At 63.1% G+C, this 23,312-nt stretch carries 26 protein-coding genes and 1 pseudogene; 13 read left to right on the top strand and 14 right to left on the bottom strand.

What is annotated here, in order from left to right:
• The first annotated feature begins 74 nt into the window (after window positions 1-74).
• The 3 genes and pseudogenes from CGZ66_RS14040 (at window position 75) to CGZ66_RS14030 (ending at window position 3,125) form a co-directional block, all read left to right on the top strand.
• A complete protein-coding gene (locus tag CGZ66_RS14040) occupies window positions 75-608 on the top strand; it encodes a DUF934 domain-containing protein (protein WP_095084730.1) in 534 nt (177 codons plus the stop codon).
• 95 nt (window positions 609-703) lie between these two features.
• Window positions 704-2,311 carry a GMC family oxidoreductase gene (locus CGZ66_RS14035; protein ID WP_095084998.1) on the top strand — a complete coding sequence of 536 codons (1,608 nt, stop codon included), beginning with the start codon at window positions 704-706 and terminating at the stop codon, window positions 2,309-2,311.
• A gap of 193 nt (window positions 2,312-2,504) precedes the next feature.
• Window positions 2,505-3,125 (top strand): annotated as a pseudogene (locus tag CGZ66_RS14030) (DJ-1/PfpI family protein).
• Between the two features lie 146 nt (window positions 3,126-3,271).
• Here CGZ66_RS14030 and CGZ66_RS14025 read toward each other — a convergent pair.
• The 3 genes from CGZ66_RS14025 to CGZ66_RS14015 form a co-directional block, all read right to left on the bottom strand.
• Complete coding sequence (locus tag CGZ66_RS14025; RefSeq protein WP_095084729.1) at window positions 3,272-4,291, bottom strand: fatty acid desaturase; 1,020 nt, start codon at window positions 4,289-4,291, stop codon at window positions 3,272-3,274.
• A 160-nt stretch (window positions 4,292-4,451) separates the two neighbouring features.
• Window positions 4,452-4,829 carry a hypothetical protein gene (locus CGZ66_RS14020; protein WP_167392106.1) on the bottom strand — a complete coding sequence of 126 codons (378 nt, stop codon included), beginning with the start codon at window positions 4,827-4,829 and terminating at the stop codon, window positions 4,452-4,454.
• Between the two features lie 97 nt (window positions 4,830-4,926).
• Entirely contained in the window at window positions 4,927-5,127 is a 201-nt protein-coding gene (locus CGZ66_RS14015; RefSeq protein ID WP_095084997.1) for a hypothetical protein, read from the bottom strand.
• 239 nt (window positions 5,128-5,366) lie between these two features.
• Between CGZ66_RS14015 and grpE the strand changes: the two genes are divergently transcribed.
• Window positions 5,367-5,999, top strand: coding sequence for a nucleotide exchange factor GrpE (gene grpE / locus CGZ66_RS14010; RefSeq protein WP_095084727.1), 633 nt, complete (start codon window positions 5,367-5,369; stop codon window positions 5,997-5,999).
• A 108-nt stretch (window positions 6,000-6,107) separates the two neighbouring features.
• Window positions 6,108-6,740, top strand: a complete 633-nt coding sequence (locus CGZ66_RS14005; RefSeq protein WP_095084726.1) for a trimeric intracellular cation channel family protein — start codon at window positions 6,108-6,110, stop codon at window positions 6,738-6,740.
• Window position 6,741: 1 nt separating this feature from the next.
• Here the strand turns inward: CGZ66_RS14005 and CGZ66_RS14000 are convergent, their stop codons facing one another.
• The 7 genes from CGZ66_RS14000 to CGZ66_RS13970 all read right to left on the bottom strand — a co-directional run bounded on the left by CGZ66_RS14000 (window position 6,742) and on the right by CGZ66_RS13970 (window position 14,118).
• Entirely contained in the window at window positions 6,742-7,098 is a 357-nt protein-coding gene (locus CGZ66_RS14000) for an MmcQ/YjbR family DNA-binding protein (protein WP_095084725.1), read from the bottom strand.
• A gap of 4 nt (window positions 7,099-7,102) precedes the next feature.
• The gene (gene olsB / locus CGZ66_RS13995; protein ID WP_167392117.1) at window positions 7,103-7,978 is read right to left on the bottom strand and encodes a l-ornithine N(alpha)-acyltransferase; all 876 of its coding nucleotides are present in this window, start codon (window positions 7,976-7,978) and stop codon (window positions 7,103-7,105) included.
• A 205-nt stretch (window positions 7,979-8,183) separates the two neighbouring features.
• On the bottom strand, window positions 8,184-10,466 hold the full coding sequence (locus tag CGZ66_RS13990) for a PAS domain-containing hybrid sensor histidine kinase/response regulator (protein WP_095084723.1): 2,283 nt from the start codon (window positions 10,464-10,466) through the stop codon (window positions 8,184-8,186).
• A gap of 143 nt (window positions 10,467-10,609) precedes the next feature.
• Window positions 10,610-11,599: an acrylyl-CoA reductase (NADPH) gene (gene acuI / locus CGZ66_RS13985; protein WP_095084996.1), complete on the bottom strand. Its 990-nt coding sequence runs from the start codon at window positions 11,597-11,599 to the stop codon at window positions 10,610-10,612.
• Between the two features lie 57 nt (window positions 11,600-11,656).
• Window positions 11,657-12,154 carry a signal peptidase II gene (lspA, locus tag CGZ66_RS13980; RefSeq protein ID WP_095084722.1) on the bottom strand — a complete coding sequence of 166 codons (498 nt, stop codon included), beginning with the start codon at window positions 12,152-12,154 and terminating at the stop codon, window positions 11,657-11,659.
• Window positions 12,155-12,167: 13 nt separating this feature from the next.
• Window positions 12,168-13,025, bottom strand: a complete 858-nt coding sequence (locus tag CGZ66_RS13975) for a TrmH family RNA methyltransferase (RefSeq protein ID WP_095084721.1) — start codon at window positions 13,023-13,025, stop codon at window positions 12,168-12,170.
• A 1-nt stretch (window position 13,026) separates the two neighbouring features.
• Entirely contained in the window at window positions 13,027-14,118 is a 1,092-nt protein-coding gene (locus CGZ66_RS13970) for an RsmD family RNA methyltransferase (protein ID WP_095084720.1), read from the bottom strand.
• 326 nt (window positions 14,119-14,444) lie between these two features.
• Here CGZ66_RS13970 and CGZ66_RS13965 point away from each other — a divergent pair, with 326 nt between their 5' ends.
• The 5 genes from CGZ66_RS13965 to CGZ66_RS13945 all read left to right on the top strand — a co-directional run bounded on the left by CGZ66_RS13965 (window position 14,445) and on the right by CGZ66_RS13945 (window position 17,930).
• On the top strand, window positions 14,445-15,665 hold the full coding sequence (locus CGZ66_RS13965; RefSeq protein ID WP_095084719.1) for an RNA ligase RtcB family protein: 1,221 nt from the start codon (window positions 14,445-14,447) through the stop codon (window positions 15,663-15,665).
• Window positions 15,652-16,263 carry a peptide chain release factor H gene (gene prfH / locus CGZ66_RS13960; RefSeq protein ID WP_095084718.1) on the top strand — a complete coding sequence of 204 codons (612 nt, stop codon included), beginning with the start codon at window positions 15,652-15,654 and terminating at the stop codon, window positions 16,261-16,263. The genes CGZ66_RS13965 and prfH overlap by 14 nt, the downstream gene beginning before the upstream one ends.
• 73 nt (window positions 16,264-16,336) lie before the next feature.
• Entirely contained in the window at window positions 16,337-17,026 is a 690-nt protein-coding gene (locus tag CGZ66_RS13955; protein ID WP_095084995.1) for a helix-turn-helix transcriptional regulator, read from the top strand.
• Between the two features lie 74 nt (window positions 17,027-17,100).
• Window positions 17,101-17,496 carry a VOC family protein gene (locus CGZ66_RS13950; protein ID WP_095084717.1) on the top strand — a complete coding sequence of 132 codons (396 nt, stop codon included), beginning with the start codon at window positions 17,101-17,103 and terminating at the stop codon, window positions 17,494-17,496.
• Entirely contained in the window at window positions 17,493-17,930 is a 438-nt protein-coding gene (locus CGZ66_RS13945) for an EVE domain-containing protein (RefSeq protein ID WP_095084716.1), read from the top strand. The genes CGZ66_RS13950 and CGZ66_RS13945 overlap by 4 nt, the downstream gene beginning before the upstream one ends.
• Here CGZ66_RS13945 and lhpI read toward each other — a convergent pair.
• From lhpI to sppA, 4 genes are all read right to left on the bottom strand, one after another.
• Entirely contained in the window at window positions 17,927-18,892 is a 966-nt protein-coding gene (gene lhpI, locus CGZ66_RS13940; RefSeq protein ID WP_095084715.1) for a bifunctional Delta(1)-pyrroline-2-carboxylate/Delta(1)-piperideine-2-carboxylate reductase, read from the bottom strand. The genes CGZ66_RS13945 and lhpI overlap by 4 nt on opposite strands.
• Window positions 18,893-18,929: 37 nt before the next feature.
• Window positions 18,930-19,286 (bottom strand): LapA family protein, encoded by a 357-nt coding sequence (locus CGZ66_RS13935; RefSeq protein WP_095084714.1) that lies wholly within the window; start codon window positions 19,284-19,286, stop codon window positions 18,930-18,932.
• Between the two features lie 42 nt (window positions 19,287-19,328).
• Window positions 19,329-19,613 carry an integration host factor subunit beta gene (locus CGZ66_RS13930; protein WP_006200394.1) on the bottom strand — a complete coding sequence of 95 codons (285 nt, stop codon included), beginning with the start codon at window positions 19,611-19,613 and terminating at the stop codon, window positions 19,329-19,331.
• Window positions 19,614-19,694: 81 nt separating this feature from the next.
• A complete protein-coding gene (gene sppA / locus CGZ66_RS13925; RefSeq protein WP_095084713.1) occupies window positions 19,695-20,651 on the bottom strand; it encodes a signal peptide peptidase SppA in 957 nt (318 codons plus the stop codon).
• A 414-nt stretch (window positions 20,652-21,065) separates the two neighbouring features.
• On the opposite strand from sppA, the gene lptC reads away from it, so the two are divergent.
• From lptC to lptB, 3 genes are read left to right on the top strand one after another with little or no spacing between them, the layout of a single operon-like run.
• The gene (gene lptC / locus CGZ66_RS13920) at window positions 21,066-21,779 is read left to right on the top strand and encodes an LPS export ABC transporter periplasmic protein LptC (RefSeq protein WP_095084712.1); all 714 of its coding nucleotides are present in this window, start codon (window positions 21,066-21,068) and stop codon (window positions 21,777-21,779) included.
• Window positions 21,766-22,347 carry an LptA/OstA family protein gene (locus CGZ66_RS13915; RefSeq protein WP_095084711.1) on the top strand — a complete coding sequence of 194 codons (582 nt, stop codon included), beginning with the start codon at window positions 21,766-21,768 and terminating at the stop codon, window positions 22,345-22,347. The genes lptC and CGZ66_RS13915 overlap by 14 nt, the downstream gene beginning before the upstream one ends.
• Window positions 22,347-23,165, top strand: a complete 819-nt coding sequence (lptB, locus tag CGZ66_RS13910; protein WP_095084710.1) for an LPS export ABC transporter ATP-binding protein — start codon at window positions 22,347-22,349, stop codon at window positions 23,163-23,165. The genes CGZ66_RS13915 and lptB overlap by 1 nt, the downstream gene beginning before the upstream one ends.
• The last annotated feature ends 147 nt before the right edge of the window (window positions 23,166-23,312 follow it).

Below are 23,312 nucleotides of genomic sequence, written 5' to 3'. Positions count from 1 at the left end.
GAAGCCACCATTTTCGTCTCGGCCTGACCTGAATTTCACGCATCCTGGAATTCTTTTGGACTTAGGAATTTTTGATGACTGAACCGACGACACCGGAGACCCGCCTCTGGACCCCGACGGGTTTTCGCGAGGACGAGTGGGCTCATGCCGAAGGCGCGGACGCGCTGTCCGGCAATGGCCGCTTCATCCTGCCGCTACAGGCGTTCCTTGCTCTCAATCCGGAGGTGCGCCGATCCGCCAGGGAGCGGCTCGGTGTCGCGCTACAGCCTGGCGACCAGCTCGAGAAGATTGCTGATCTGCTCGACCAATTGTCGCTGGTGGCGCTGGCCTTCCCGGCCTTCAGCGATGGCCGTTCCTTCTCCAAGGGCGAATTGCTGCGCAGCCGCTATCATTTCGAGGGTGCGGTGCGCGCAACGGGCCAGGTGCTGGTCGACCAGTTGCCGCATATGCTGCGGCTCGGCTTCGACGAATTCGAGATATCTAACCCGGTGCTGTTGAAACGGCTGGAAGAGGGCCGCACCGGCGGGTTGGGGCTCTACTACCAGCCAACTGCCATGCCGGAGCCCAAGGGACCAAAATATTCCTGGCGGCGCGTTCGCGTCAGCTGACGCAGCGGTAATTCCGCGTGTCTTTACAACGCCTCTGATAGGGCCTTCTCTTGGCCATCCGGACGGAAACATCCGCCGGTGTCCGGGAGGAGATCATGGATTTCGACTATGTCATTGCCGGTGGCGGGTCCGCCGGCTGCACCCTTGCCGCGCGGCTCTCCGAAGATCCATCGAAAAAGGTATGCCTGATCGAAGCCGGCGGCGAGGGCAAAAACCTGCTCATCCGCGCGCCGGCAGGCGTCATCGCGTTGTTGCCGGGCCGACCGAAGATCAACAACTGGGCCTTCGAGACGGTGCCCCAGCAAGGGCTCGGTGGCCGCAAGGGGTACCAGCCGCGCGGCAAGGCGCTGGGTGGCTCGAGCGCCATCAATGCCATGCTCTACACACGCGGGCACCGCGGCGACTATGACGATTGGGCCGATCTCGGCTGCGACGGCTGGTCATGGGGCGAGGTGCTGCCTTATTTCCGGCGTGCGGAAGGCAATCAGCGTGGTGCGGATGCCTTGCACGGTGGCGAAGGACCATTGCGGGTCGCCGAGCAGCAGGAGCCGCGTGCGCTCTCCAAGGCCTTTGTCGAGGCCTGTGGCGAAAACCAGATCCGGCGCAACGATGATTTCAACGGCGTCGAACAGGAAGGGGCCGGACTTTATCAGGTCACGCAATTCTGGGGCGAACGCCGCAATGGCGAGCGCTGTTCGGCAGCCGCCGCCTATCTACACCCGGCGATGAGCCGGCCAAACCTCACCGTTGTCACCGGAGCGCACGCCACGGGTATCGTCCTTGAAGGCAAGCGGGCTGCCGGCGTGCGTTATCGCGCCGGCAAGAATGAAGCCGTTGCGAAAGCAAGGCGCGAGGTCATCGTCTGCGCCGGTGCCTTCGGCTCGCCGCAGCTCTTGATGCTGTCCGGGATCGGCCCGGCTGTCGAGCTTGCAGCCCACGGAATTCCGATCGTCCATGAACTGCCCGGCGTCGGCAAGAACCTGCAGGACCATCTTGATTTCATCATGGGCTGGAAATCGAAGAATACCGACATGATGGGCATTGGCCTGCGCGGTCTGCCTGGCCTGCTGCGGCATCTGCGGCGCTGGCGCAGGGATGGCGGCGGCATGATCGCCACGCCCTACGCTGAGGGCGGCGCCTTCCTCAAATCCGATCCGGCGATCCACCGTCCCGACCTGCAACTGCATTTCTGCATCGCCATCGTCGATGATCATGGTCGCAAGCTGCATATGGGTTATGGTTTTTCCTGCCACGTCTGCGTGCTGCGGCCGCATTCTCGCGGCGAGGTCGGGCTGTCGGCGCGCGACCCGCTGGCGCCACCGCGCATCGATCCGCGCTTTCTGTCCGACAAACGCGACGCCGAGCTGTTGCTCAGGGGTGTCAGAATGATGCGCGGCATACTGGAGGCGCCGGCGCTGGCCAACTATCGTGCCAAGGAAATCTACACCGCCGGCGTATCGAGCGATGCCGAGCTGATGACCCATATCCGAGCCCGCGCCGATACGATCTATCACCCGGCGGGCACCTGCAAGATGGGCATCGACGACATGGCGGTGGTCGATCCGCAGCTCCGCGTGCGCGGCATACGGGCATTGCGGGTGGTCGACGCCTCGGTGATGCCGACGCTGATCGGCGGCAATACCAATGCGCCGACCATCATGATCGCCGAAAAGGCAGCGGATATGATCAAGGCGGTTGCCTGAAGGAGTTCTGGTCGAACCAGTGGGTGCTATTTTTTCGCCTGTTTTGAAGCGATCTATGGCGATGCGATCCCCGCCGACGGGAACTGGTCTTACCAGCGGGGGATTTGTGCTTTCCCTTTCGCCTTCCTGCCCTTAGGATAGGTCCATTATTTCATCATCCGAAATAAATATGGCCACAAGGGAGGAACCGGGAATGGCTGGCAAGAAGATATTGATGCTCGTTGGCGAGTTCAGCGAGGAGTACGAGATTTTCGTCTTTGAACAGGCCATGCATGCCGTTGGCCATACGGTGCATGTCGTGTGCCCCGACAAGAAGGCCGGCGACATCCTGAAGACGTCGCTGCACGACTTTGAAGGCCACCAGACCTATACGGAAAAGCTTGGCCATGACTACATCCTCAACAAGACCTTCGCCGAGGTGAAGCCGGACGATTATGATGCCGTCTATGCGGCGGGCTGACGTGGACCGGAATACATCCGCATCGACAAGCGGGTGCAGGCGCTGGTGCGGCATTTCCATGAGGCCGGCAAGCCGATCTTCACCATCTGCCACGGCGTGCAGATCCTGATCGCCGTCGACGGCGTGGTGCGGGGTCGGGAAGTCGCAGCGCTTCACTATTGCGAGCCGGAGGTGACGCTGGCCGGCGGCATCTACATCGACGTCGCGCCGACCGGCGCCCATGTCGACGGCAATCTCGTTTCAGCCAAGGGCTGGCCGGGCCTGTCCAATTTCATCCGCGAATGCCTGAAGGTGCTGGGTACCGAGATCCGCCATGGCGAGATCCTGATGCGCGAAGAGCGTCAGGCGGCCTGACCCCGCCGGGCAATTCCTGGAAAAGCGGTTTTCCGTCCGGAATTGCGTCAAACAAAGCGAGCAATTCCGGTTTTCCATTCGGAATTGCGTCAAGACAAATCCAGGATTTGCCAAATGCCGCCGCGCCGTATGGTGCGGCGGTCTCTTTATGCCGCCAGCGCCTCGCGGAACGACACCAGCTTGCGGCGGTTCTCGTCCCACAACGCCAGTTTGACGCAGCGCAGGCTGTCGAGCAGCGTGACGCGACCGATGCCGCGCAGTTCCGGATAATCCCGCAGCACTTCCTGCAACCGGTAGCCCGGCACCTTGGCGGAGAGGTGGTGGACGTGGTGGACGCCGATATTTCCGGTGAACCAGTTCAGCACCGGCGGCAGGTCGTAGTAGGACGATCCGTGCAAGGCGGCGTGCTGGAATTCCCAGTCCGCATCCTTTGCCCATTCCGTCTCCTCGAACTGGTGCTGGACGTAGAACAGCCAGATGCCCGCCGAACCGGCAAGGATAACGATCGGGAGATGGACAACCAGGAACGCGCCGGGGCCGACGAACCAGATGAGGATAGCCGCTGCAACTGCGATGCCAAGATTGGTGGTCATTGACGACACCCAGGGCGTCAGGCCACCGCGCATCATGCCGACAGGCAGCCTTTGCTCGAAGATGAACAGCCAGATCGGTCCCAGGCCGAACATCACCAGCGGGTGACGGTAGAGACGATAGGCAAGACGGCCTCGCCATGACAATTGCCGGTATTCGGCAACGGTCAACGTCCTGATGTCGCCCATGCCGCGCTCGTCAAGATTGCCGGCGCTGGCATGATGGGTCGCGTGGGCGCGCCGCCAGCAATCGTAGGGCGTCAGCGTCAGGATGCCGAGCGCGCGGCCGATCCAGTCGTCGGCATAACGATTGGCGAAGAAGGAACCATGGCCGCAGTCGTGCTGGATCATGAAGATGCGCACCAGAAACCCCGCCGCCGGAAGAATGAGGACCAGACCCCACCAATGACCGTAGGAGTAGGCGGCCGAAGAGAGCGCCCAGAGCGTGACGAAGGGAATAAGGGTGATGGCGAGTTCGACCGCGCTGCGGCGCCTGTCCGGCTTCTTGTAGCGTGCCAGAATCTTCAGCCAGGCGCGCTTGCTGTTGGCGGCCGCCTCAGGGGAAATCATGTTCATCAGGAATCATAGGCGGGGTGTCCCGCCACCGCAAGACAGGGATCACGCAAAATTACTGTGCGTAATTGTCGCGTGGCACGGCGGTCGACCCGGTCAGTCCCAACTTGACCAGTCGACGATTCACCCTGGAGCGCCTGGTTTTTCTGCTTTGGGGCGATCACTACTCCCGATCGAGGATGGGGCAGCCGCGCTCGGTTCCAAAAGTCACGCGGACGCGGTCGCCATACTGTCTGCCCCGGACGGTGATCTCGCGGCGGCCGATGGACTCTATCCTTGCCCGGCGGATGCCCATCCGGTCCGCCTTGTCGAGAGCGCGGTCTTCCGTGCAGCCTCGTGAGTGACGACGGTCGCGCCAGTCGTCGCTGCGGACATCGCAATCGTCGTAGTTGGGATCGCAATCTGGCAGGAGCTTCAGCCGCGGGCCATGTTTGCGCAATTCCAGCTGCAGGCTCTCTGCCTGTGACGGAAAGGCCACCAATGCAACGGCGCCAAGGCCGACAAGCGCCAACAGCAATGAGTTGATCGAAACCTTGCCCACTACGTCCTCCGAGTGAATCACAACGCATCCATCCTTAGATGCTTCGGCTCTCTCAGGCTATTGCCGATGGAGGTCGTTGCCAGACCGATCGTTGCGTCTACTGCCGGCGCCAGCCGGCGTCGCCGTCCTCCGCCCCGTCGAGGCGGTCGAGCAGCTCCCTGAGGCGGTCGGGGATTTCGGCCTCGGTGCGGAAGGCCGGCAAGGTACGCAGAAAGCGCGTCACCGCCTCGGCACCGAACTGGCGCCTGACCTCGGTGGCCAGCCGCTCTCCCTTTTCGCCTTTGTTGCGGGTCATGATCTCAAAATCCTTTGTCAGCTTCGAAACTCCTCCAGCAAGGGAATGGTTCCCGCACCACGCCCTTGGGGCAAGCAAAGCCGCTAGTTAAGGTAAAGTTTGAATTAAAATCGAAGGACCGTGCCGTTCGTCGTCCTGCCCTGGTTAAGGGCCTCCGCTATCGCTTACCCCTTGATTTTTGACCGCCAAACCTCGATATCGGGCTCAAAATCCATATCATTCGAGATTGACGGGAAACGGCGATGAGCGACCAGGCAAAAGACGAACGCGCGCCCGATGAAGTCGAGGCGACCGAGGCCAATGCCGAGCGCACGGAAGGCAGCATCGATGGCGACTATGAAGCCCTTGTGCGGCTGCTGAAGGAAAATGAGGATCTGAAGGACCGCGCGCTGCGCGTCGCGGCCGAGATGGAAAACCTGCGCCGCCGCACCGCGCGCGACGTTCACGACGCGCGCACTTACGCGGTGGCGAATTTCGCGCGCGACATGCTGTCGGTGTCGGACAATCTGCGCCGCGCGCTCGACGCCATCCCGGCTGAAGCAAAGGCATCCGGGGACGCCGGCTTCAAGGCGCTGATCGAAGGCGTCGACCTCACCGAGCGCGCCATGCTGTCGGCGCTGGAACGGCACGGGGTCAAGAAACTCGCGCCTGAAGGCGAGAAGTTCGATCCCAATTTCCACCAGGCGATGTTTGAAGTGCCCAATCCGGATGTCCCGGCCAACACCGTGGTCCAGGTCGTCCAGCCGGGCTATTCGATCGGCGAGCGGGTGCTGCGCCCGGCCATGGTCGGCGTCGCCAAGGGCGGCCCGAAGTTTGCCGCCGGCGCGCCAGTCGAGCCTGGACCTGTCAATGAGCAGGCCGAGAAAGACGCCTGAGGAGAGTGAGTAGCGAATAGGGGGTAGCGAGTAGGAAATAGTTGATAGCGGCCAAGTGGCTTCGTGCTATTCCCTATTCGCTACTCCCTTCTTGCTATTCGCTCACTCATGAACCCCATCGCGCTTCTCGACTATGCCGGCGTCGCCGTCTTTGCTGCGACTGGGGCGTTGGCTGCCTCGCGCAAGCAACTCGACATTATCGGTTTCCTGTTCCTGGCCAGCGTCACCGGCATTGGCGGCGGCACGTTTCGCGACCTCATCCTCAATGTGCCGGTCTTCTGGGTCGGCAACCGCGACTATGTGCTGATCTGTGCTGTGGTGGCGGTCCTTGTCTTCTTCACCGCGCATCGTGTCGAATCCCGATACAAGCTGCTGCTGTGGCTCGACGCCATCGGGCTGGCCGCCTTTTCGGTGATGGGCGCGGCCAAGGGCCTGGCAATCACCGGTTCGCCGGTGGTTTCGATCATCACCGGCATGCTGACCGCGACCTTCGGCGGCATATTGCGCGATCTGCTGGCCGGCGAGCCGTCGGTGCTGCTGAGGCCGGAGATCTACGTCACGGCCGCCCTGGCGGGCGCCGCTATCTTCACATTGGGTGACGTCGCCGGATTGCCGCAGATTGTCTCGGGGTTGGCCGGCTTCGTCGTGGCGTTCGCCGTGCGCGGCGGCGCGCTGCGTTTCGGGTGGTCGTTTCCGTCGTACAGGAGCCGGCCTGGCCGGCGGCCGGAGGATATTCCGTGAATCAGGCCTTCGCTGCCTGCCAAGCGTTCATCAGCTTTTTGGGCGCTTGTCGGATCCATGTCTGTTCGAGCCGATGGCGCAATTCTTCGGGCGGAATTTGACTCAACCTGACAAGGATCGCCGGCCAGCCCTTGTAGTGATCCGTCTCGAAATAGATTGCGGGCGCCGCTTCCAGCAGCATCTCTTTCTCGTCGAGCGGGCACATCAGGACGACCGTGTCGGCGTCCTTGACGCGGGCGAGCAATTTCTTGCCAACCTTCAGCGCCGGCGTCCCATAAGATGTCGTTTCGATGATGTCTGGCAAGCCGCTCGCAGCACTTCGCAACGCTTCGAAAACGGTGGAAAGCTCGTCGCTCACCGTTTCACGCAGCGAAGCGCTGAGCTTCCCCGCCGTAGTAGTTGACGTAGCGGGCGCCGATTTCCTTGACCGGCATCACGACGAACACGTCGACCGTCGAGAATTCGCGGTCGATGACGCAGCCATCGCCGATGCGGGCGCCGACGCGCAGATAGCCCTTGACCAGCGGCGGCATCGCTGCGATCGCCGCCTTGGCATTGACCGCCTCGATCGGCATCAGATCCATCGAACAGTAGCGCCCGGACACCGCGCGCACGTCCCAGGCCGAATTCGTCCGGCAGTGGTGGGCGAGATAGGTAAGCGCCTCGGCATGCGCCGCCGGCACAGTGCCGTGGAACGACGCGCAACCGGTCATCACACCGATTTCGTAGTGGTTGATATAGGCCCAGATACCTTGCCACAGCGCCTCGATGGTGCGCTTCGAACGATATTCAGGCAAAACGCAGGAGCGGCCGAGCTCGAGAAAACGCTGGCCGGGGTGACGGGCGATAAGCTTGGTCAGCTCGAATTCACCTTCGGAATAAAAGCCTCCAGCGGCGGCCGCGATTTCTTGCCGCAGCAGGCGATAGGTGCCGACGATACGGCGATGTTCGGGGCCGGAAAGCGAAGTATCGAAGACGAGCAGATGGTCGCAGAGCGGATCGAACCGGTCGGTGTCACGGCGATCCGGCGCCTGGAACAAATCCTTCCTGGCGCCGAGTTCATCGTAGAACACCCGGTAGCGGACTTCCTGCGCGGCCGCGATCTCGGCCTCGTTGCGGGCGAGCCGCACTTCGAGATTACCGATACGGCCGAGTGCTGCGCCCTTTATGACGGAATCGACGTTACGTCCGGCAAGCAAGGCGCTGCTGGCGTTCGGCCGAGTGTCACATTCCGGCATAACTGTATGCACGAGGATTCTCCTTCGAGCCATCCCTCTTGGCACGGGGATACGGTGTAGGTGCAACAGGATTGTGACAGTACCGTGATACGACGTCGTGGGCAATACTTCGTCGGCTGGCGAATACGGTCAACCGGCTACGTTACGCCAGCGGGCGGGGTGGATGGGCTGTCGAAGTTCCTGACGTTCGGCTCGCGATCATGCCCTAGGCCGCGACCTGTCCCTCGACGGCATTGACCAGCGCGTCAGGGTCGAGTGGCTTGGTAACGAAGCCGCTGGCGCCATGGGCAAGCACCGCATGGCGGGTCTTTTCCTGGCTATCAGCCGACAGCACCATGATCGGCACCGGCGGCACGGCGGTTTCCTCCTCGTAGCGGCGGATGGCAGCAATCGCGTCCAGCCCGTCCATGACCGGCATGTGAAGATCCATCAGAACCACGTCGAAGCGATGGTTGTGCCCGGCACCGGTGACAGCCTCGACGGCGGCCTTGCCGTTGCCGACCACCTTGACGCGATGCCCGGCCTTCAGCAGCGTGGCGCGGGCAAGCATGGCGTTGATGTCATTGTCCTCGGCGATCAGCACCGACAGGCCCCGCTGGCGGCTGCCGACGGCACGAAACGCGGGCGCGTGGCGGTTTTCCGGCTGCGGCGGGGCGAGGGCGGGAGCATTGCTGCTCAACAGCACACGCAGAAGCGTTCCGCCACGCACCGGCCTGGCAAGGAAGGTCGCGTAGCCGCTGGCGCGGAACTCGCCAAGCATGCCGCGGTCGGTCGGCGCGATCAGCGTGATGGCCTCGCAGTCGGCGAAACCGCTCTGGCGCAGGCGCTTGAGCAGCCTTCCATCGCTCGCTTCCATCGCCGCGTCGACCAGGAGCATATCGCAGCCGTCGGCGAAGGGCGCGGCCTGCGCGACGGTCGTGGCGACATCGACCGCGCCGCCATTGGCGCGGATGGTGCGGGCGATGGCATCGGCCTCGACGGCATTTTTCGACAGGATCACCGCGCGCTTGCCCGAGAGCGCGTTCTGCCGGCCCTGCGGCGCTTCGGTGGCCGATATTGCCGGGATTTCAAAGACGAACTCGGATCCCTGACCGAGCCGGCTCGATACTGAAATCGTGCCGCCCATGGCGGCCACCAGGCGTTTGGAGATGGCGAGGCCGAGGCCGGCCCCGCCATGCGTGCGCGTCGACGTGCCGTCGGCCTGCTCGAACTCTTCGAAAATGCGCTCCAGGTCGTCTTCGTGCAGACCCGGACCGGTGTCGGCGATGGTGAAGCAGATGCGGTCGGTGGTTTCAGTGCGCGCGCGTGCGATGCTCACCAATACACCGCCGCTGTCGGTGAACTTGATGGCATTGCCGATGAGGTTGAGCAGCACCTGCCTGACCTTGCCCGGATCGGCGGTGATCAATTGCGGGACGTCGGGTTCGACATGGCAGCCCAGCCCGATATCCTTGGCGAAGGCGCGGGCAGCTAGCAATTCGACGATGTTGTCGGCGATCTCGCGCACCGACATCGGCTGCGGCTCCGGGTCGAAACGCCCCGCCTCGATCTTGGAGTAATCGAGCAGATCCTCGATCAGGGCGAGCAATGCGCTGGCCGAGGTCGAGACGGCGCCGACATAGGTCTGCTGTTCCGGCGACAGCCTGGTATCGGCCAGCAACCTGGCCATGCCCATGATGCCGTTCATCGGCGTGCGAATTTCATGGCTGACCGTGGCGAGGAAGCGCGATTTGGCCTGGCTGGCGTATTCGGCCCGCTCGCGAGCGGTGATCAGCGAGGATTCGGCGCGTTTGCGGGCGGTGATGTCGCGCGCGATGGCGCGATGCGAAACGGCGCCGCTGTCCTTGTCGCGCACCGACAGTTCGATCCACGAAAACCAGCGCGGACCGCTCGGCGTGCGGATGGAGACATCGGTGGAACTCAGGCATTCATGATCGGAAAAGGCAGCATCGGGAACGATGCCGACATCGATGCCGAGTTCCGCCAGGGTCTTGCCGGCGAGGTCGCGTTGATCGCTTTCGACGAGGTCGGCGAAGATCTTGTTGGCATAGACGATGTAGCCATCGCGGTCGCGATGAATGACGAGGTCGCCAAGTGCGTCGATCAGGCCGCGAAAGCGCTCCTCGCTCTCCTGCATTTCCCACATGCGGTCGGCCAGCGTCTCGATCTCGGCGCGGCTGCGGGCGGTGGTCTCGTCGAGCAGGACCGCCGTGCGGTGTTCGCTCCGCCTGACGCGCAGATGCAGGGCAACGCCGGCTAGGCCGACTGTCAGCAATGCGACGCTGATAAAGATCGGTGCTCCGGTCAGATGCGCAAGGCCTGCCAACACGACGATGGCGGCGAAGGCCAGCAACGGAAGGCCTTCGCGCCCGGCGGGTTCGGGCTCGGGCACCAGCGGCGGCGCGGCGACAAAGCGCCGCGTTGGCGTCGGCGCCGCATCGACGTCTTCGCTCGTGTCCACCTGTTGGCTGCCGGATTCCGCGATCATGCGAAACCCTTGCCAGATAGAGATTATGGAAAATTGCGGCGGATCGTTCGAATTTTAGCGGATGAGTGCTTTTCGCCCCGGCGGTGATGGATTTGCCGGCACACGTGGCAATTCCGTCCGCCTTCTCAGGGCAGTCGAGCGGCTCACATATCCACGACGACGCGCCCGCGGATCTTGCCGTCGACGATGTCATGCGCGGCATCGATGATGCCGTCGAAACCGATGGTCGTCGCCAGGCTGGCAAGCTTCTGCAGATCGAGATCGGTTCCGATGCGCCGCCATGCTTCGAGGCGGACTGCCTTCGGTGCCATCACCGAATCGATGCCCAGCAACGAGACGCCGCGCAGGATGAAGGGGGCGACGCTCGCAGGCAGGTCCATGCCTCCGGCCAGGCCGCAGGCGGCGACCGCACCGCCATAGGAGGTCATCGACAGCACGTTGGCCAGCGTGTGGCTGCCGACCGCGTCAACGCCGCCGGCCCAGCGCTCCTTGGCCAGCGGCTTGGCCGGCTGGGCAAGCTCGTCGCGCGATATCACTTCGGCGGCGCCAAGGTTGATCAAATAGGGACTTTCGGCGTTGCGGCCGGTGGAAGCAACGACATGGTAGCCGAGGCTGGACAGGATTGAGACCGCGACCGAGCCGACGCCGCCGGCCGCCCCCGTCACCACCACGGGGCCGCGATCGGGCAGGATGCCGTGTCGTTCCAGCGCCATGACGCAGAGCATGGCGGTATAGCCGGCGGTGCCGACCGCCATTGCGTCATGCGGGCTCATCCCTTGCGGCAGCGGCACCAGCCAGTCGCCCTTGACGCGGGCGCGGCCGGCGTAGGCGCCGAAGTGGGTTTCGCCGACGCCCCAGCCGTTCAGGATGACCTTGTCGCCGGTGCGCCAGTCAGGATGGGAAGACGAGATGACGGTGCCGGCGAAATCGATGCCCGGCACCAGCGGCCAGCGGCGAATCACCGGCGCCTTGCCAGTGATTGCAAGGCCGTCCTTGTAGTTCACCGTCGTCGCCTCGACCGCGATGGTGACATCGCCTTCCATCAGGTCGGCCTCGGTGAGATCGGTCACGGCTACCGACTGCTTTTTCTCGGCGTCACGCGAAACGAGGATGGCTTTGAAGGTTTCGGGCATCTCGTTCTCCGCGATCTTGTTTGGCGACATGGACTGTGCGGCGATGGCCGCACGGGGTCAATCTTTGGAAGACTTGGCATTCGAAGGTCTGGGCTCGCGCCGCCAGCCGAACAGTTCGTCGAAGACGACCAGTGCCGCGCCCACCGAGATGAAGGCATCGGCCAGGTTGAAGACGGCGAAGGACCAGACCGGCGTATGGAACAGGATATAATCGATGACATGGCCGTATATGGCGCGGTCGATGAGATTGCCGAGGGCGCCGCCGACGATCAGAGCAAAGCCGGTGCGGGCAAGGATCTGGGACGGCGCGATCCGCGTCGCCAGGAACAGCACGAAGGCAACCACCGCCAGCGAGATGACAATCAGCCCGGTGTCGCCGAAGGTCGAGAACATCGAGAAGGCGATGCCGGTGTTGTAGGTGCGAAACAGCGCCAGGAACGGCACGAGATCGAGCTTTTCCTGAAAGGGCAGGCCGGTCTCGACCAGATGTTTTATCCACTGGTCGAGCGCTATGGCCGCGACGACGAGCAGTGCGTAGGCGGACCATGATCTCACGGGCGGGCAACCTTCATTGCTGGTCCACGATTGGTTCGAGCTTCAGCGCGCCGCGCCGGATCTCGAACAGCATTATGCCGGTGGCAACGGCAAGATTGAGCGAATCGGCGCGGCCAGCCTGCGGAATTCTAAGCAGCCTGTCGCAACTCGCCGCCAGGCTTTCGGGCAGCCCCTGCTGCTCGTTGCCCATCATCAGCAATACCGGGCCGCGGGAAAAGTCGACCGAGCGGTAATCGACCGCGCCTTTCAGGTGGGTGCCGGCGACAAGGCCTGAAAATCCGCCTCGCCAGGCAAGGAAGGCCTCGGTCGTCGCCTTGGCCACCGGCACGGCAAAGATCGAACCCATGGTGGCGCGCACCGTTTCCACCGAAAAGGGATCGGTGGTGTCGCCGACCAGGATGACACCCTTGGCGCCGACAGCATCGACGGTGCGGATGACGGTGCCGAGATTGCCGGGATCGCGCACCCGGTCGAGCGCCACCCACACATCGCCATTGTCGGCGCGGATATCCTTCAAGGCCAGGAATTTTTGCGAGAAGACCCCGACCACCATTTGCGGATTGTCGCGGCGGGTGATGGCGACGAGCACCTTTTCCGACACTTCGAGCACCGTGCCACCGGCGGCAACCGTGCGTGCAGCGACCTTCTCCACCGCGGCGTTGCCGCGTCCGGCCTTGGCGAAAACCAGTGTCCTGATCTGCCAGCCGAGATCGAGCGCATCGATGACCAGCTTCAGCCCCTCGGCCATGAAGGCATTCTGCTGGTCGCGGAATTTCTTCTGGGCGAGCGCCTTGATGTCCTTGACCAGCGGATTGGCGAGGCTGGTGACTTCCTTCACCAGCCCGGGTGCGCCTGCATGCCGCTCGTTCATTTCAGGCCACCCAACGCGAAAACAGAGAGGTCGAAAGCGCCCGGCCGGCGGACTTTTCACGGATGATGAGCTCTCCCGATTCGACGGTGCCGCCCATGCCGGCAAAGGCGTCGCGCATCAAGGCATGGATGGCGAAGAAGGAGGCGCGGATCGAATAGGCGGTCAGCACCATGGCGAGTGGTTTCGGTGTCAGGATCGCGCGGCAAAGGTCGGTCAAATCAGGCAGGTCCTCGAACAATTGCCAGACTTCACCCTTCGGGCCGCGGCCATAGGCCGGCGGGTCGAACAGGATGATGTCGTAGCGGCTGCCGCGCCGTTCCTCGCGCTCGGCGAATTTCACCGCATCGTCGACGATCCAGCGGATCGGCTTGCTGCCGAGCCCGGCCATTTCCTGGTTTTCGCGGGCCCAGCCGATCGCCTTCTTCGAGGCATCGACATGGGTGACCTCGGCGCCGGCGCGGGCCGCCACCAGCGAGGCAAGACCGGTATAACCGAACAGGTTCAGCACCTTGACCGGCCGCTTGGCCGCAGTGATCAGCCCGGCCATATGGTCCCAGTGCGAGGCCTGCTCCGGAAAGACCCCGACATGGCGAAACGAGGTGAAACGGCCGAGATAGTCGATGCTGTCATGCTTCATCGGCCAGGTTTCGCCGAGCGGAGTGTTCGGGAACCGCCAGCGGCCGATGCCTTCCTCGTCGGTATCGCCGGTAAAAATGGCGTCTGCTCGCTCCCAGTCCTTTGCAGGCAAGGCCTTCTGCCAGATCGCCTGGCCCTCGGGCCGCACGATGCGGTAGGGGCCGTATTGTTCGAGCTTCTGCCCGGCGCCGCTGTCGAGCAACGCATAATCGGCATTCGGCGCCACTTCGAGGATCACGGGGAGGTGCTCGGTGGGCAGAACGCCATCGCGCCGGGCAAGGATGCGCGGCGCCGATTTCGGCTCGGAGCGGTCATCGGCCTTCGCCTCAAGCCGCTCGCGCGGCTTCGGTTCCGGTCTGGCGGGAGCGCGGCCGGTCTGCGGACGTGGCTGGTCCCCCGCACCCTTCGCGGATTGATGCGGACGGTTGTCGCGGCGTTTGTCGCGAAAAGACTTCAAGCGGGAGCAACTCCGAGCAGCGTGGCCGCTTTTGGCATGCGGACAGCGGCGGTGCAACAAGCGATGGCCTGCAGGTCGATTGGCGCAGGCCTGAAGCCTTCGCGTTCGAAACAGTGCGGCGGGTGTTGCAGCATTGCGCTTGTTTTTCCACGCGCTTCGTTTATGAGGCCCGTATTGTTTTCTGGAATGGGAGCGAAAGATGACGAACATCTTCACCGCGCACCCCTCGAGGGTTCCGGCGTAAGCCAGCATCTTGCTGACTGCCGCCGGTCGAACGGATGCCTGATGGCGTCCGATTTCTGACCTGTATCCAGAAGTGTTCCATCATGGGCAATTTGATTGGGAGCTCAGGCTCCTCTTCGCCGCGCGTTGTCGCGACGGCGCATATCCAGCATTGTTTTTCACCGCGTACCTGGATCGAAGGAGCAGCACTTCAGCAGCTGAAAACCGTTGCGGCTCTGCCCGGCGTTACCTCGGTTGCAGCGTTCCCCGACCTGCATCCCGGCAAATATGGGCCGACCGGGATTGCGGTGTTGTCGGAACGGCTGCATCCGCAGCTGATCGGCAATGACATTGGCTGCGGCATGTCGCTGTTCGAGCTCGATCTGCCGCTGCGCAAACTCAGGATCGACAAGGCCGTCGAATGCCTGCGCCAGATCGAAGCGGAGGATATCGACCCGCATGCGGCGCTCGCTGGCGCGGACCTGCCGCTGGATCTCTACCCCGATGCGTTGGGCACGATCGGCGGCGGCAATCATTTCTGCGAGCTGCAGGCGGTTGATCAGGCGATCGATGCGGCTGGTGAAAGCCTGTTCGACCGCCGGAAGCTGTATCTCCTGGTGCATTCCGGCTCGCGTGGGCTTGGTGCCTTTGTGTTCGGGCAGATGTTCGACCTTCAATCCGCGTTCATCGCTGGGCTTGATCCGCAGTCCGCCGAGGGAAGGAACTGGCGCCGCCAGCATGATCTCTGCGTCACCTGGGCATCGCTCAACCGCAGGCTGATCGCCGAGCGTGCGGCATGCGCCTTGCGCAGCGAGGTCCGGGTGGTGGCTGATGTGCCGCATAATCTAGTCCGCGACCGGGCCGATGGCTTCGTCCATCACAAGGGGTCGGCCGCCGTGCGGATGGGAGATGTCGCGCCGATCGCGGGTTCGCGCGCCAGCGTGAGCTATGTCGTGCGGGCGCTCGACGGAACAGGTCCATCGCTGGGCGGCATTTCGCATGGCGCCGGGCGCAAATACGACCGCGCCACCATGCATGGCCGTGCGGGGCGCAACAGGTCGGAGCGCGACGCCTTGCTGAGGAACGTGTGGGGAGGGCAGCTGATCTGCGATGACCGTAACCTGGTCATCGAGGAAGCGGCTTCGGCCTACAAGGATGCTGGGCAAGTGGTGCAAGATCTCGCCGATGCCGGCTTGGTCGTGACGCTGGCGGCGATGAAACCGCTGGTGACTTACAAGAAGGCGATAGACGGCCCGCTCGACCGGACACGCAAGAAGCCATCGCGTGAACGCGCACCAAGGAGGGCAGATTATGGCCGCGATTGACATGCTTCTCACATCGGGCAGCGGGCCGGTGGAATGCCGCATCGCCCTGATGGCTCTGGTCGACATAATCAAGAGCGAAGCCGGCAGGCTTGGATATGCCGTCGAAGTTACGCTTGGTCACGAACCGGACCGGCATGGCGCCAAATCCGCCATACTCAGCCTTGAGGGGCGCTACGCTGAGGCACTCGCCGAGGAATATTGCGGCACCGTCAAGTTCGTCTTCAAGAGCCCGGTGCGGCGGGGCCACAAACGGCAGAACTGGTTCGTCGGCGTGCAGACCGTGGATTTGACGGTGGCCGCTGCCGTGTCGGTCGCACTGTCCGATGTCCGATTCGAAACCTTGCGGGCTGGTGGTCCCGGCGGACAGCATCAGAACACCACCGACAGCGCGGTGCGGGCCGTTCACCTGCCGACAGGCATTGTCGTCACGGCACGCAACGAGCGATCGCAACACCGCAACAAGGCGATCGCACTGAGGCGGCTGGAGGCGATGTTGCGCGTCCTTGCCGACCGTGAAGTCGACATGTCGAAGACGCAGATGTTCGTCGCCAACAAGGCCTTGGAACGCGGCAACGAAGTCAAGGTATTCCATCTCTGATGTCGCGGCTTGGACCACCCGTACACTTCCGAACGAGATGGATTATCGTGGAGACTACAAAGCCCGGAGAATCATGTCCCGCTCTGAACGCCTGCTCGACCTGATCCAGTCGCTGCGCCGGCATCGCAGGCCGGTGAGCGGGCAGGCGCTGGCCGATGAACTCGGGATTTCGATCCGCACGCTCTACCGCGACATCGCCACGCTGCAGGGCCAGGGCGCACCGATCGAGGGTGAGACGGGTCTGGGCTATGTGCTCAAGCCCGGCTTCATGCTGCCGCCGCTGATGTTCAGCGACGAGGAGATCGAAGCCATCGTGCTCGGCTCGCGCTGGGTCGCCAAGCAGCCGGACCAGCGTCTGTCGGCCGCTGCCGCCAACGCGCTGGCCAAGATCGCCGCCGTGCTGCCGGACGATCTGCGCGAGGATCTCGATGCGAGCACGCTGCTGGTCGGGCCTCCCGCAGAAGTCATTGAGGGCATCGACCTCGGCCTGGTGCGGCAGGCGATCCGCAACGAGCGCAAGCTCGGCTTTTTGTACCGCGACGCCGGCGGCGCGGCCTCCGAACGGTTGGTCTGGCCGTTTGCGCTGGGGTTCTTCGACAAAGTGCGGGTCGTGGTGGCGTGGTGCGAGATGCGCCAGGATTTCCGGCATTTTCGCGCCGATCGAATATCCGGCCTCAACGCCCCCGATACGCGCTATCCGCGCCGTCGCCAGGCGCTCCTCAAGGAATGGCGGGCAACGCTCGACAAGCCCCGCAGTTCGTGACGACTGCTGCCAGAATCTGACAGTAGCTCATTCTATGGTCGCCAAGTTGAAACACTGAACCTTGGAGAGCAGACATGATCGCCCCGAATTTCGTCATCCTCTATGTCGACCAGCCGCAGCAGAGCGGCGCCTTCTATAGCGCGCTGCTCGGTCGCGAGCCCGTCGAAAGTTCGCCGACCTTCGTGCTGTTCGTGCTCGATGCGGGCTTCAAGCTCGGCCTCTGGTCGCGCCATACGGTGGAGCCGGCCGCAGCCGCGGCAGGTGGCGGCGCCGAAATCGTCTTTGCGCTGGATACGCCGGACGCTCTCGATGCCGCCCATGCCGACTGGGCCGGGCGCGGGCTGAAGATCCTGCAGACGCCGACCGACATGGATTTCGGCCGCACCTTCGTCGCGCTCGATCCCGACAATCATCGCCTGCGCGTCTGCTGGCTGTCCGATGAGGAACAGACCGATGGGGGGCAGAAATGAGTGCGCATTGGATTGCGGTGGCGTCGGCCGAACATGTCCGGCGCGGGCGCCAGGGCGGCTTCATGCAGGTCAATCACGGCAAGGCAGCACCCCTGCGCCGCGTCAAGCCCGGTGACGGCATTGCCTATTATTCGCCAACCACCATTCTCGGCGAGAAAGACGGCCTGCAAGCGTTCACGGCAATCGGCACGGTGCGGGAAGGCGAGCCCTATCAGGGCGATATGGGCGCCGGCTTCACGCCGTTCCGCCGCGATGTCGCCTGGGCAAAGGCAGAGGAAACATCGATCAAGACTTTGCTCGACAGACTGGACTTCAGCGCCGGCAAGTCCAACTGGGGTTATCAACTGCGCTTCGGCCTTTTCGAAATCAGCGCGCATGATTTTTCGCTGATCGCAGAGGCGATGGGCGCCAAAACGGCTGCGGCGGTGAACTAAGCCACGAGCGCCTTGTAGACGGCAATGCCGGCGGCAAGGTCCTCGAGGGCTGCGCCAACCGACTTGAACAGCGTGATCTCACTGGCGCTCTCGCGACCCTTCTTCTCGCCGCGCGTCAATTCGTGCAGGTCGGCGACGATGGCGTCCGGCTTCAGCACGCCGGAGGCCAGAGGCTGGACGATGTCGCCAGCCTCCTTGGTGGCGCCGGCGCGGGTGTCGACATAGACGCGGGCAGTCGCGATCGCGTCATCATCGCTTTCGCGCATCGTCGGCGTAAAGCCGCCGACGAGGTCGACATGGGTTCCCGGCTGCAACAATGCGCCCTTGATCAGCGGTGTCGTGGTGATCGTCGCCGAGGAGACGATGTCGGCCTGCCCAAGTTCGGCATCGAGATCGCTTGCCGCGCTGGCCGTGAAGCCTTCGGCGCGCAGATCGGCGGCGACCTTCTCGGCATTGGCAGGGGTACGGTTCCAGATGCGGATGGTCTTGATCGGCCGGACGGCGCAATGCGCCTTGGCGAGGAAGGGCGACAACGCGCCGGCGCCGACCACGAGCAGCCGCGAGGCGTCCTCGCGGGCGAGGTAGGAAGCGGCCAGCGCCGAGGCGCAGGCGGTGCGCCACTGCGTCAACCGCTGGCCGTCGATCAAGGCTTCGGGTTCGCCGGTGGCGCCATTGAGCAGCAGATAGAGCCCCATCACCGCCGGCTTGCCGATGGTGTTGTTGTCAGGCGAGACGGTGACGATCTTGACTCCGATGTGACCACTGGCCGACGTGCCGGCAGCGTTGAAGTCGGTCCACGCCGGCATCAAAAGCAGTGTCGAGGCGGCGCCGTCGGGCCGTTCGACCGAGTGATGATGTCTGACCGGCTGCACCGCACCGTCACGAAACGCTGCGCGCAGCGTCTCCACCAGTCCGGAAAAGGTCAGCGCATGATCGACCTCGGCGGCCGAAATGGTCAGCATGGAAAACTCCGCGGAAAGAAAACCGCCGACCGGCGGTTCAAGCGGTCGGCTTTGGCAATGCTGATGCCTGGGCCGATCCTTGGGCAGATCCCTGTGGTGCCGACGGCGCGCGGCTGACCGCCTGGCGCAGGTTCTCGGCTTCGACGCCACGCTGGCGCGCCAGCTTGCGGTAGCGGCCCTGCTTGACCCAGGTTGCCAGGCTGCCAACGACCATGCCGATGGCGAGCGCCAAAAACAGGAAGATGAACAGCGGCAAGGTCAGCGTCAGCTTTGGATTGCCGGGGTTGAACGGGTCCACCGTGAAGGCGACCAATTCGCGATTGGCGACGGCGAGCGCGATCAGGATGATCGCCAGGGGCACGAAGACCACGATAAGCATGAAGCGATTGAACATGATGTTTTCCGTCGGAAAGGCTGGCTGGCGCTGACGCGGCGCCTACTTGCCGCCGTTCAGCCTTTCGCGCAGCTCCTTGCCGGTCTTGAAGAACGGCACCCATTTCTCCTCGACCTCGACGGACTCCCCGGTGCGTGGATTGCGGCCGGTGCGGGCGGGACGGTTTTTCACCGAAAATGCACCGAAGCCGCGCAGCTCGACGCGATTGCCTTCGGCAAGAGCGTCGGTGATCTCATCGAAGATCGCGCCGACGATGTTTTCGACGTCGCGCAGGAAAAGATGCGGATTGCGCGTGGCAATAATCTGCACAAGTTCGGACTTGATCATCAGACGGGTCCCCGTGAAAGCAGTACGGTCAAAATTATGAGGATGATTTTATTTGCTTTTTCACTTGCCCCAAACGGCATCTCAAGGGTGCCAGACGGAAACGAGACCGTCAAGAAACAAGCGGTCGGCGCCGAGTTCACGAATGACATCGCCGCTGTAGGCGGGCAGGCCGAGCGCGCTGCCGATGGTTTGCGCCATCGCTTTCGAGAACAAAAAGCCGCCGCGCCGTTGCGTATCCTTCCACTCGACGACCTTCAGTTTGGCATCGACGCCCTTGGTCGCCAACCAGCCGACCGCTTCGGTCTCGCCGCCGACAGCGTCGATCAGCCCGTTGGCGACGCCCTGGCGGCCGGTGAAGATCGAGCCATCGGCGAGCGCCAGCGCTTGCTCGCGAGTCATCTTGCGGCGCTCGGCGACGATGCCGACGAACCAGTCGTAGCTGTCGAGGATGAGCTTGCGGACCATGGCGCGCTCGTCGTCATTGGTCGGCTTGAAGGGGGACGGCGAGGCTTTCAGCGGTGAGGATTTTACTTCCTCCAGCTTGACGCCGAGCTTGTCCATCAGGCCGCTGACATCAGGATACTGGATCAGCACGCCGATCGAGCCGACGATCGAGGTCTTGCGGGCAACGATATGATCGGCGGCGCTGGCGATCATGTAGCCTGCCGATGCGGCAAGCGTGCCGACTTCCGCGACCACCGGCTTGTCGGCGGCCAGCTTGCGCACCTCTTCATAGATCGATTCACCGCCGACCGTGGTGCCGCCAGGCGAATCGATCGACAGGATAACGCCTTTCACCTTCGACGACTGGCGGATGGTTTCCAGCCGCTTGATCAGCTCCTCGTCCTCGGTGATGGTGCCTTCGATCTTGACCTTGGCGATATGGTCGACGGCCGAGCCGGTGAAATCGTCGCCATAGAACCAGGTTGAAAGTGCAATCACCCCAAGTGCCACGATGCCGATGGCGGCAACCCGCCAGAATGTCAGCTTGCGCCGCAAGCGGCGGCGGTCGATCAGGTCGTCGGCTCTCAGTGCCATGGTCAGCCTTTCAGTCGGCGGGAGGAGACGCTTTTAGACCATCATCTTCCCATCTGGAAGCAATTCTCTTTTCCGGCTCAAGAAGACAATCCGCGCGGACAGTCGAGTTGGCCATGCCGGATGCGCCATCGGGCAGGTCAGGGCGGGCTCCGCCCCTCACCAGGCACAGGTCTCTTCACGTATTTGTGCAATCGCCGCGAGGTCTGGCGGCGAAGATCGGCAGCTGATAAATTTTACGCCGCGTGTCTGTTTCTGCTATGAAGAACGGGCAGTTGTGCGGATCTCATTTTCATCTGTACAAACGCGGCTGTCACATTTTTGCAGTTTTCATGGGCTTGTGCTTGCTTGCAGGCGGCGGCGTCCCACCTATAGGCGGTGCTCGCGGGTGGGCAAGGGGTTAGAAGAAAGCGTTGAATGTTAGCGCGACCGATTGAATCGACCAACGCCGAGACGGAGTTGGCTCCCCCGGCGGACGTTCGGATGCGTGGCGATGCTTTCGACCGCGCCCAGCGTCATTCGCGCCGCGTGCGCGTTCTCAAGTTTGCCGTGCCGCTGGCCGCGGTACTGATCGCTGTCGCCTTTCCGGTCTATTCCTATCTGGCCGCGCCGGTCTCCGTCGCGGTCCAGGCGGAAGGCACCGCTTTTTCCAACGGCAAGCTGGTGATGGCCAGTCCCAAGCTCAACGGGTTCACCAAGCAGAAGCAGCCCTATTCGATGACGGCGCTGCGCGCCATCCAGGATGTCAGCACGCAAGGCATCATCGAACTGGAAGGCATCGACGCCAAGATCCCGGTCGGACCTGACAATATCGCGGCGATCAAGGCCTCGCACGGCACCTACGATCGCAACGGCAATACGATGAACCTGACCAGCGACGTTGACATCACCACAACTGACGGCATGCAGGCCAAGTTCAAATCGGTCTTCCTCGACATGGGCAAAGGCACTATGAAGACGGGAGATCCCGTCGATGTCAGCCGTGAGGGGTCACGGATCACGGCGGATTCGATGTCGGTCCAGGACAATGGCAAGGTTCTGGTTTTCGAGAACAAAGTGCGCGTCAACATCGATTCCGCCGCCTTGAAGACGGCAGAGGGAAACAGCGGAGAAATCAATGCGGCTCAGTAGTTCGACGCGGCTCGCGGCTGCAACTTCGGCGTTGCTGCTGCTCGGGCTGGTGCCGTCATTGGCGCAGTCCACCAGCCAATCGGGTCTCAAACTGTCCGGCGACAAGCCGATCCAGATCGAAAGCGACAAGCTGGAAGTCCGCCAGGCCGAAAATGTCGCCATCTTCACGGGCAATGTTAGCGTCGTCCAGGGGCCGACATTGATGAAGGCCGGCAAGATGACGGTGTACTACGTCAAGGACCCCAATGCCGCGGCCAAGGGCACGGAAGCCGCGGGCGCGGCGATGACCGGCTCGGCCAACATCGACCACCTGGAGATCTCCGACAAGGTTTACATCAAGTCGGACGCGCAGATCGCCACCGGTGACCAAGGCAGCTTCGACATGAAAAGCCAGGTTCTGGTGCTTTCGGGCAAAAAGGTCGTCCTGTCGCAAAACGATAACGTCCTGGTCGGCTGCAAGCTCGTCGTGCAGATGAAAACCGGGCTGGCCCAGGTTGATCCATGCGCTGGGCAACGCGTCCAGATGTCGATCACACCGCCGCCGAAATCGGGAGCGGCGAACCCCTGATGGCCAGCCTGTCGTCGCTGACGGCGCGTCTTCCGGGGCGGGCCGCCGGCAAGCTTTCGGCGCCGGCCACGGTGACCGTCGATACGGGAAAGTTCAAGGGGACCCTGATCGCAAAGGGTCTGACCAAGAGCTACAAGGGCCGCAAGGTCGTCAGCGGCGTCACCATCGGTGTGCGCGCGGGCGAGGCGGTTGGACTGCTCGGCCCCAACGGCGCCGGCAAGACGACCTGCTTCTACATGGTCACCGGCCTGGTGCCGGTGGACGAGGGCACGATCGAGATCGACGGCTTCGACGTCACCTCGATGCCGATGTACCGTCGTGCGCGCCTCGGCATCGGCTATCTGCCGCAGGAGGCATCGATCTTTCGCGGCCTGAGTGTTGAGCAGAACATCCGCGCCGTGCTCGAAGTGGTCGAAAAGAGCCGCAAGGAGCGCGAACGCAATCTCGACGAACTGCTCGAGGAATTCCACATCAGCCATCTGCGCAAGGCGCCATCCATGTCGCTTTCCGGCGGCGAGCGGCGGCGCTTGGAAATCGCGCGTGCGCTGGCAACGCGCCCCGCCTACATGCTGCTCGACGAGCCGTTTGCCGGCATCGATCCGATCGCCGTCGCCGATATCCAGCAACTGGTGCGTCACCTGACGGCGCGGGGCATCGGCGTCCTTATCACCGATCACAATGTGCGCGAAACGCTCGGCCTGATCGACCGCGCCTACATCATCCATGCCGGCCAGGTGCTGACCCATGGGCGGGCCGACGAAGTGGTGGCAAACCCGGATGTCCGCCGGCTCTATCTCGGCGAGGGCTTTACGCTCTGAGCGTGAAATTTGTTTCCTGACACGATTTTTGGTGCCTTCACCGCGCTTTTTCTCCAATTTTGCCGCCAGATAACGCTCCGGTAAGTGAGTTTTGCTAGCTATTGCCTTGACAAGCAAAAGCTGGGCCAGTTTCTATGGCCCGCTGCA

The organism is Mesorhizobium sophorae, from assembly GCF_002270415.1.
GTDB classification, from domain to species: domain Bacteria; phylum Pseudomonadota; class Alphaproteobacteria; order Rhizobiales; family Rhizobiaceae; genus Mesorhizobium; species Mesorhizobium sophorae.
The sequence above is the reverse complement of the archived record's forward strand: the minus strand, read 5'-3'. Positions and strand labels throughout refer to the sequence as shown.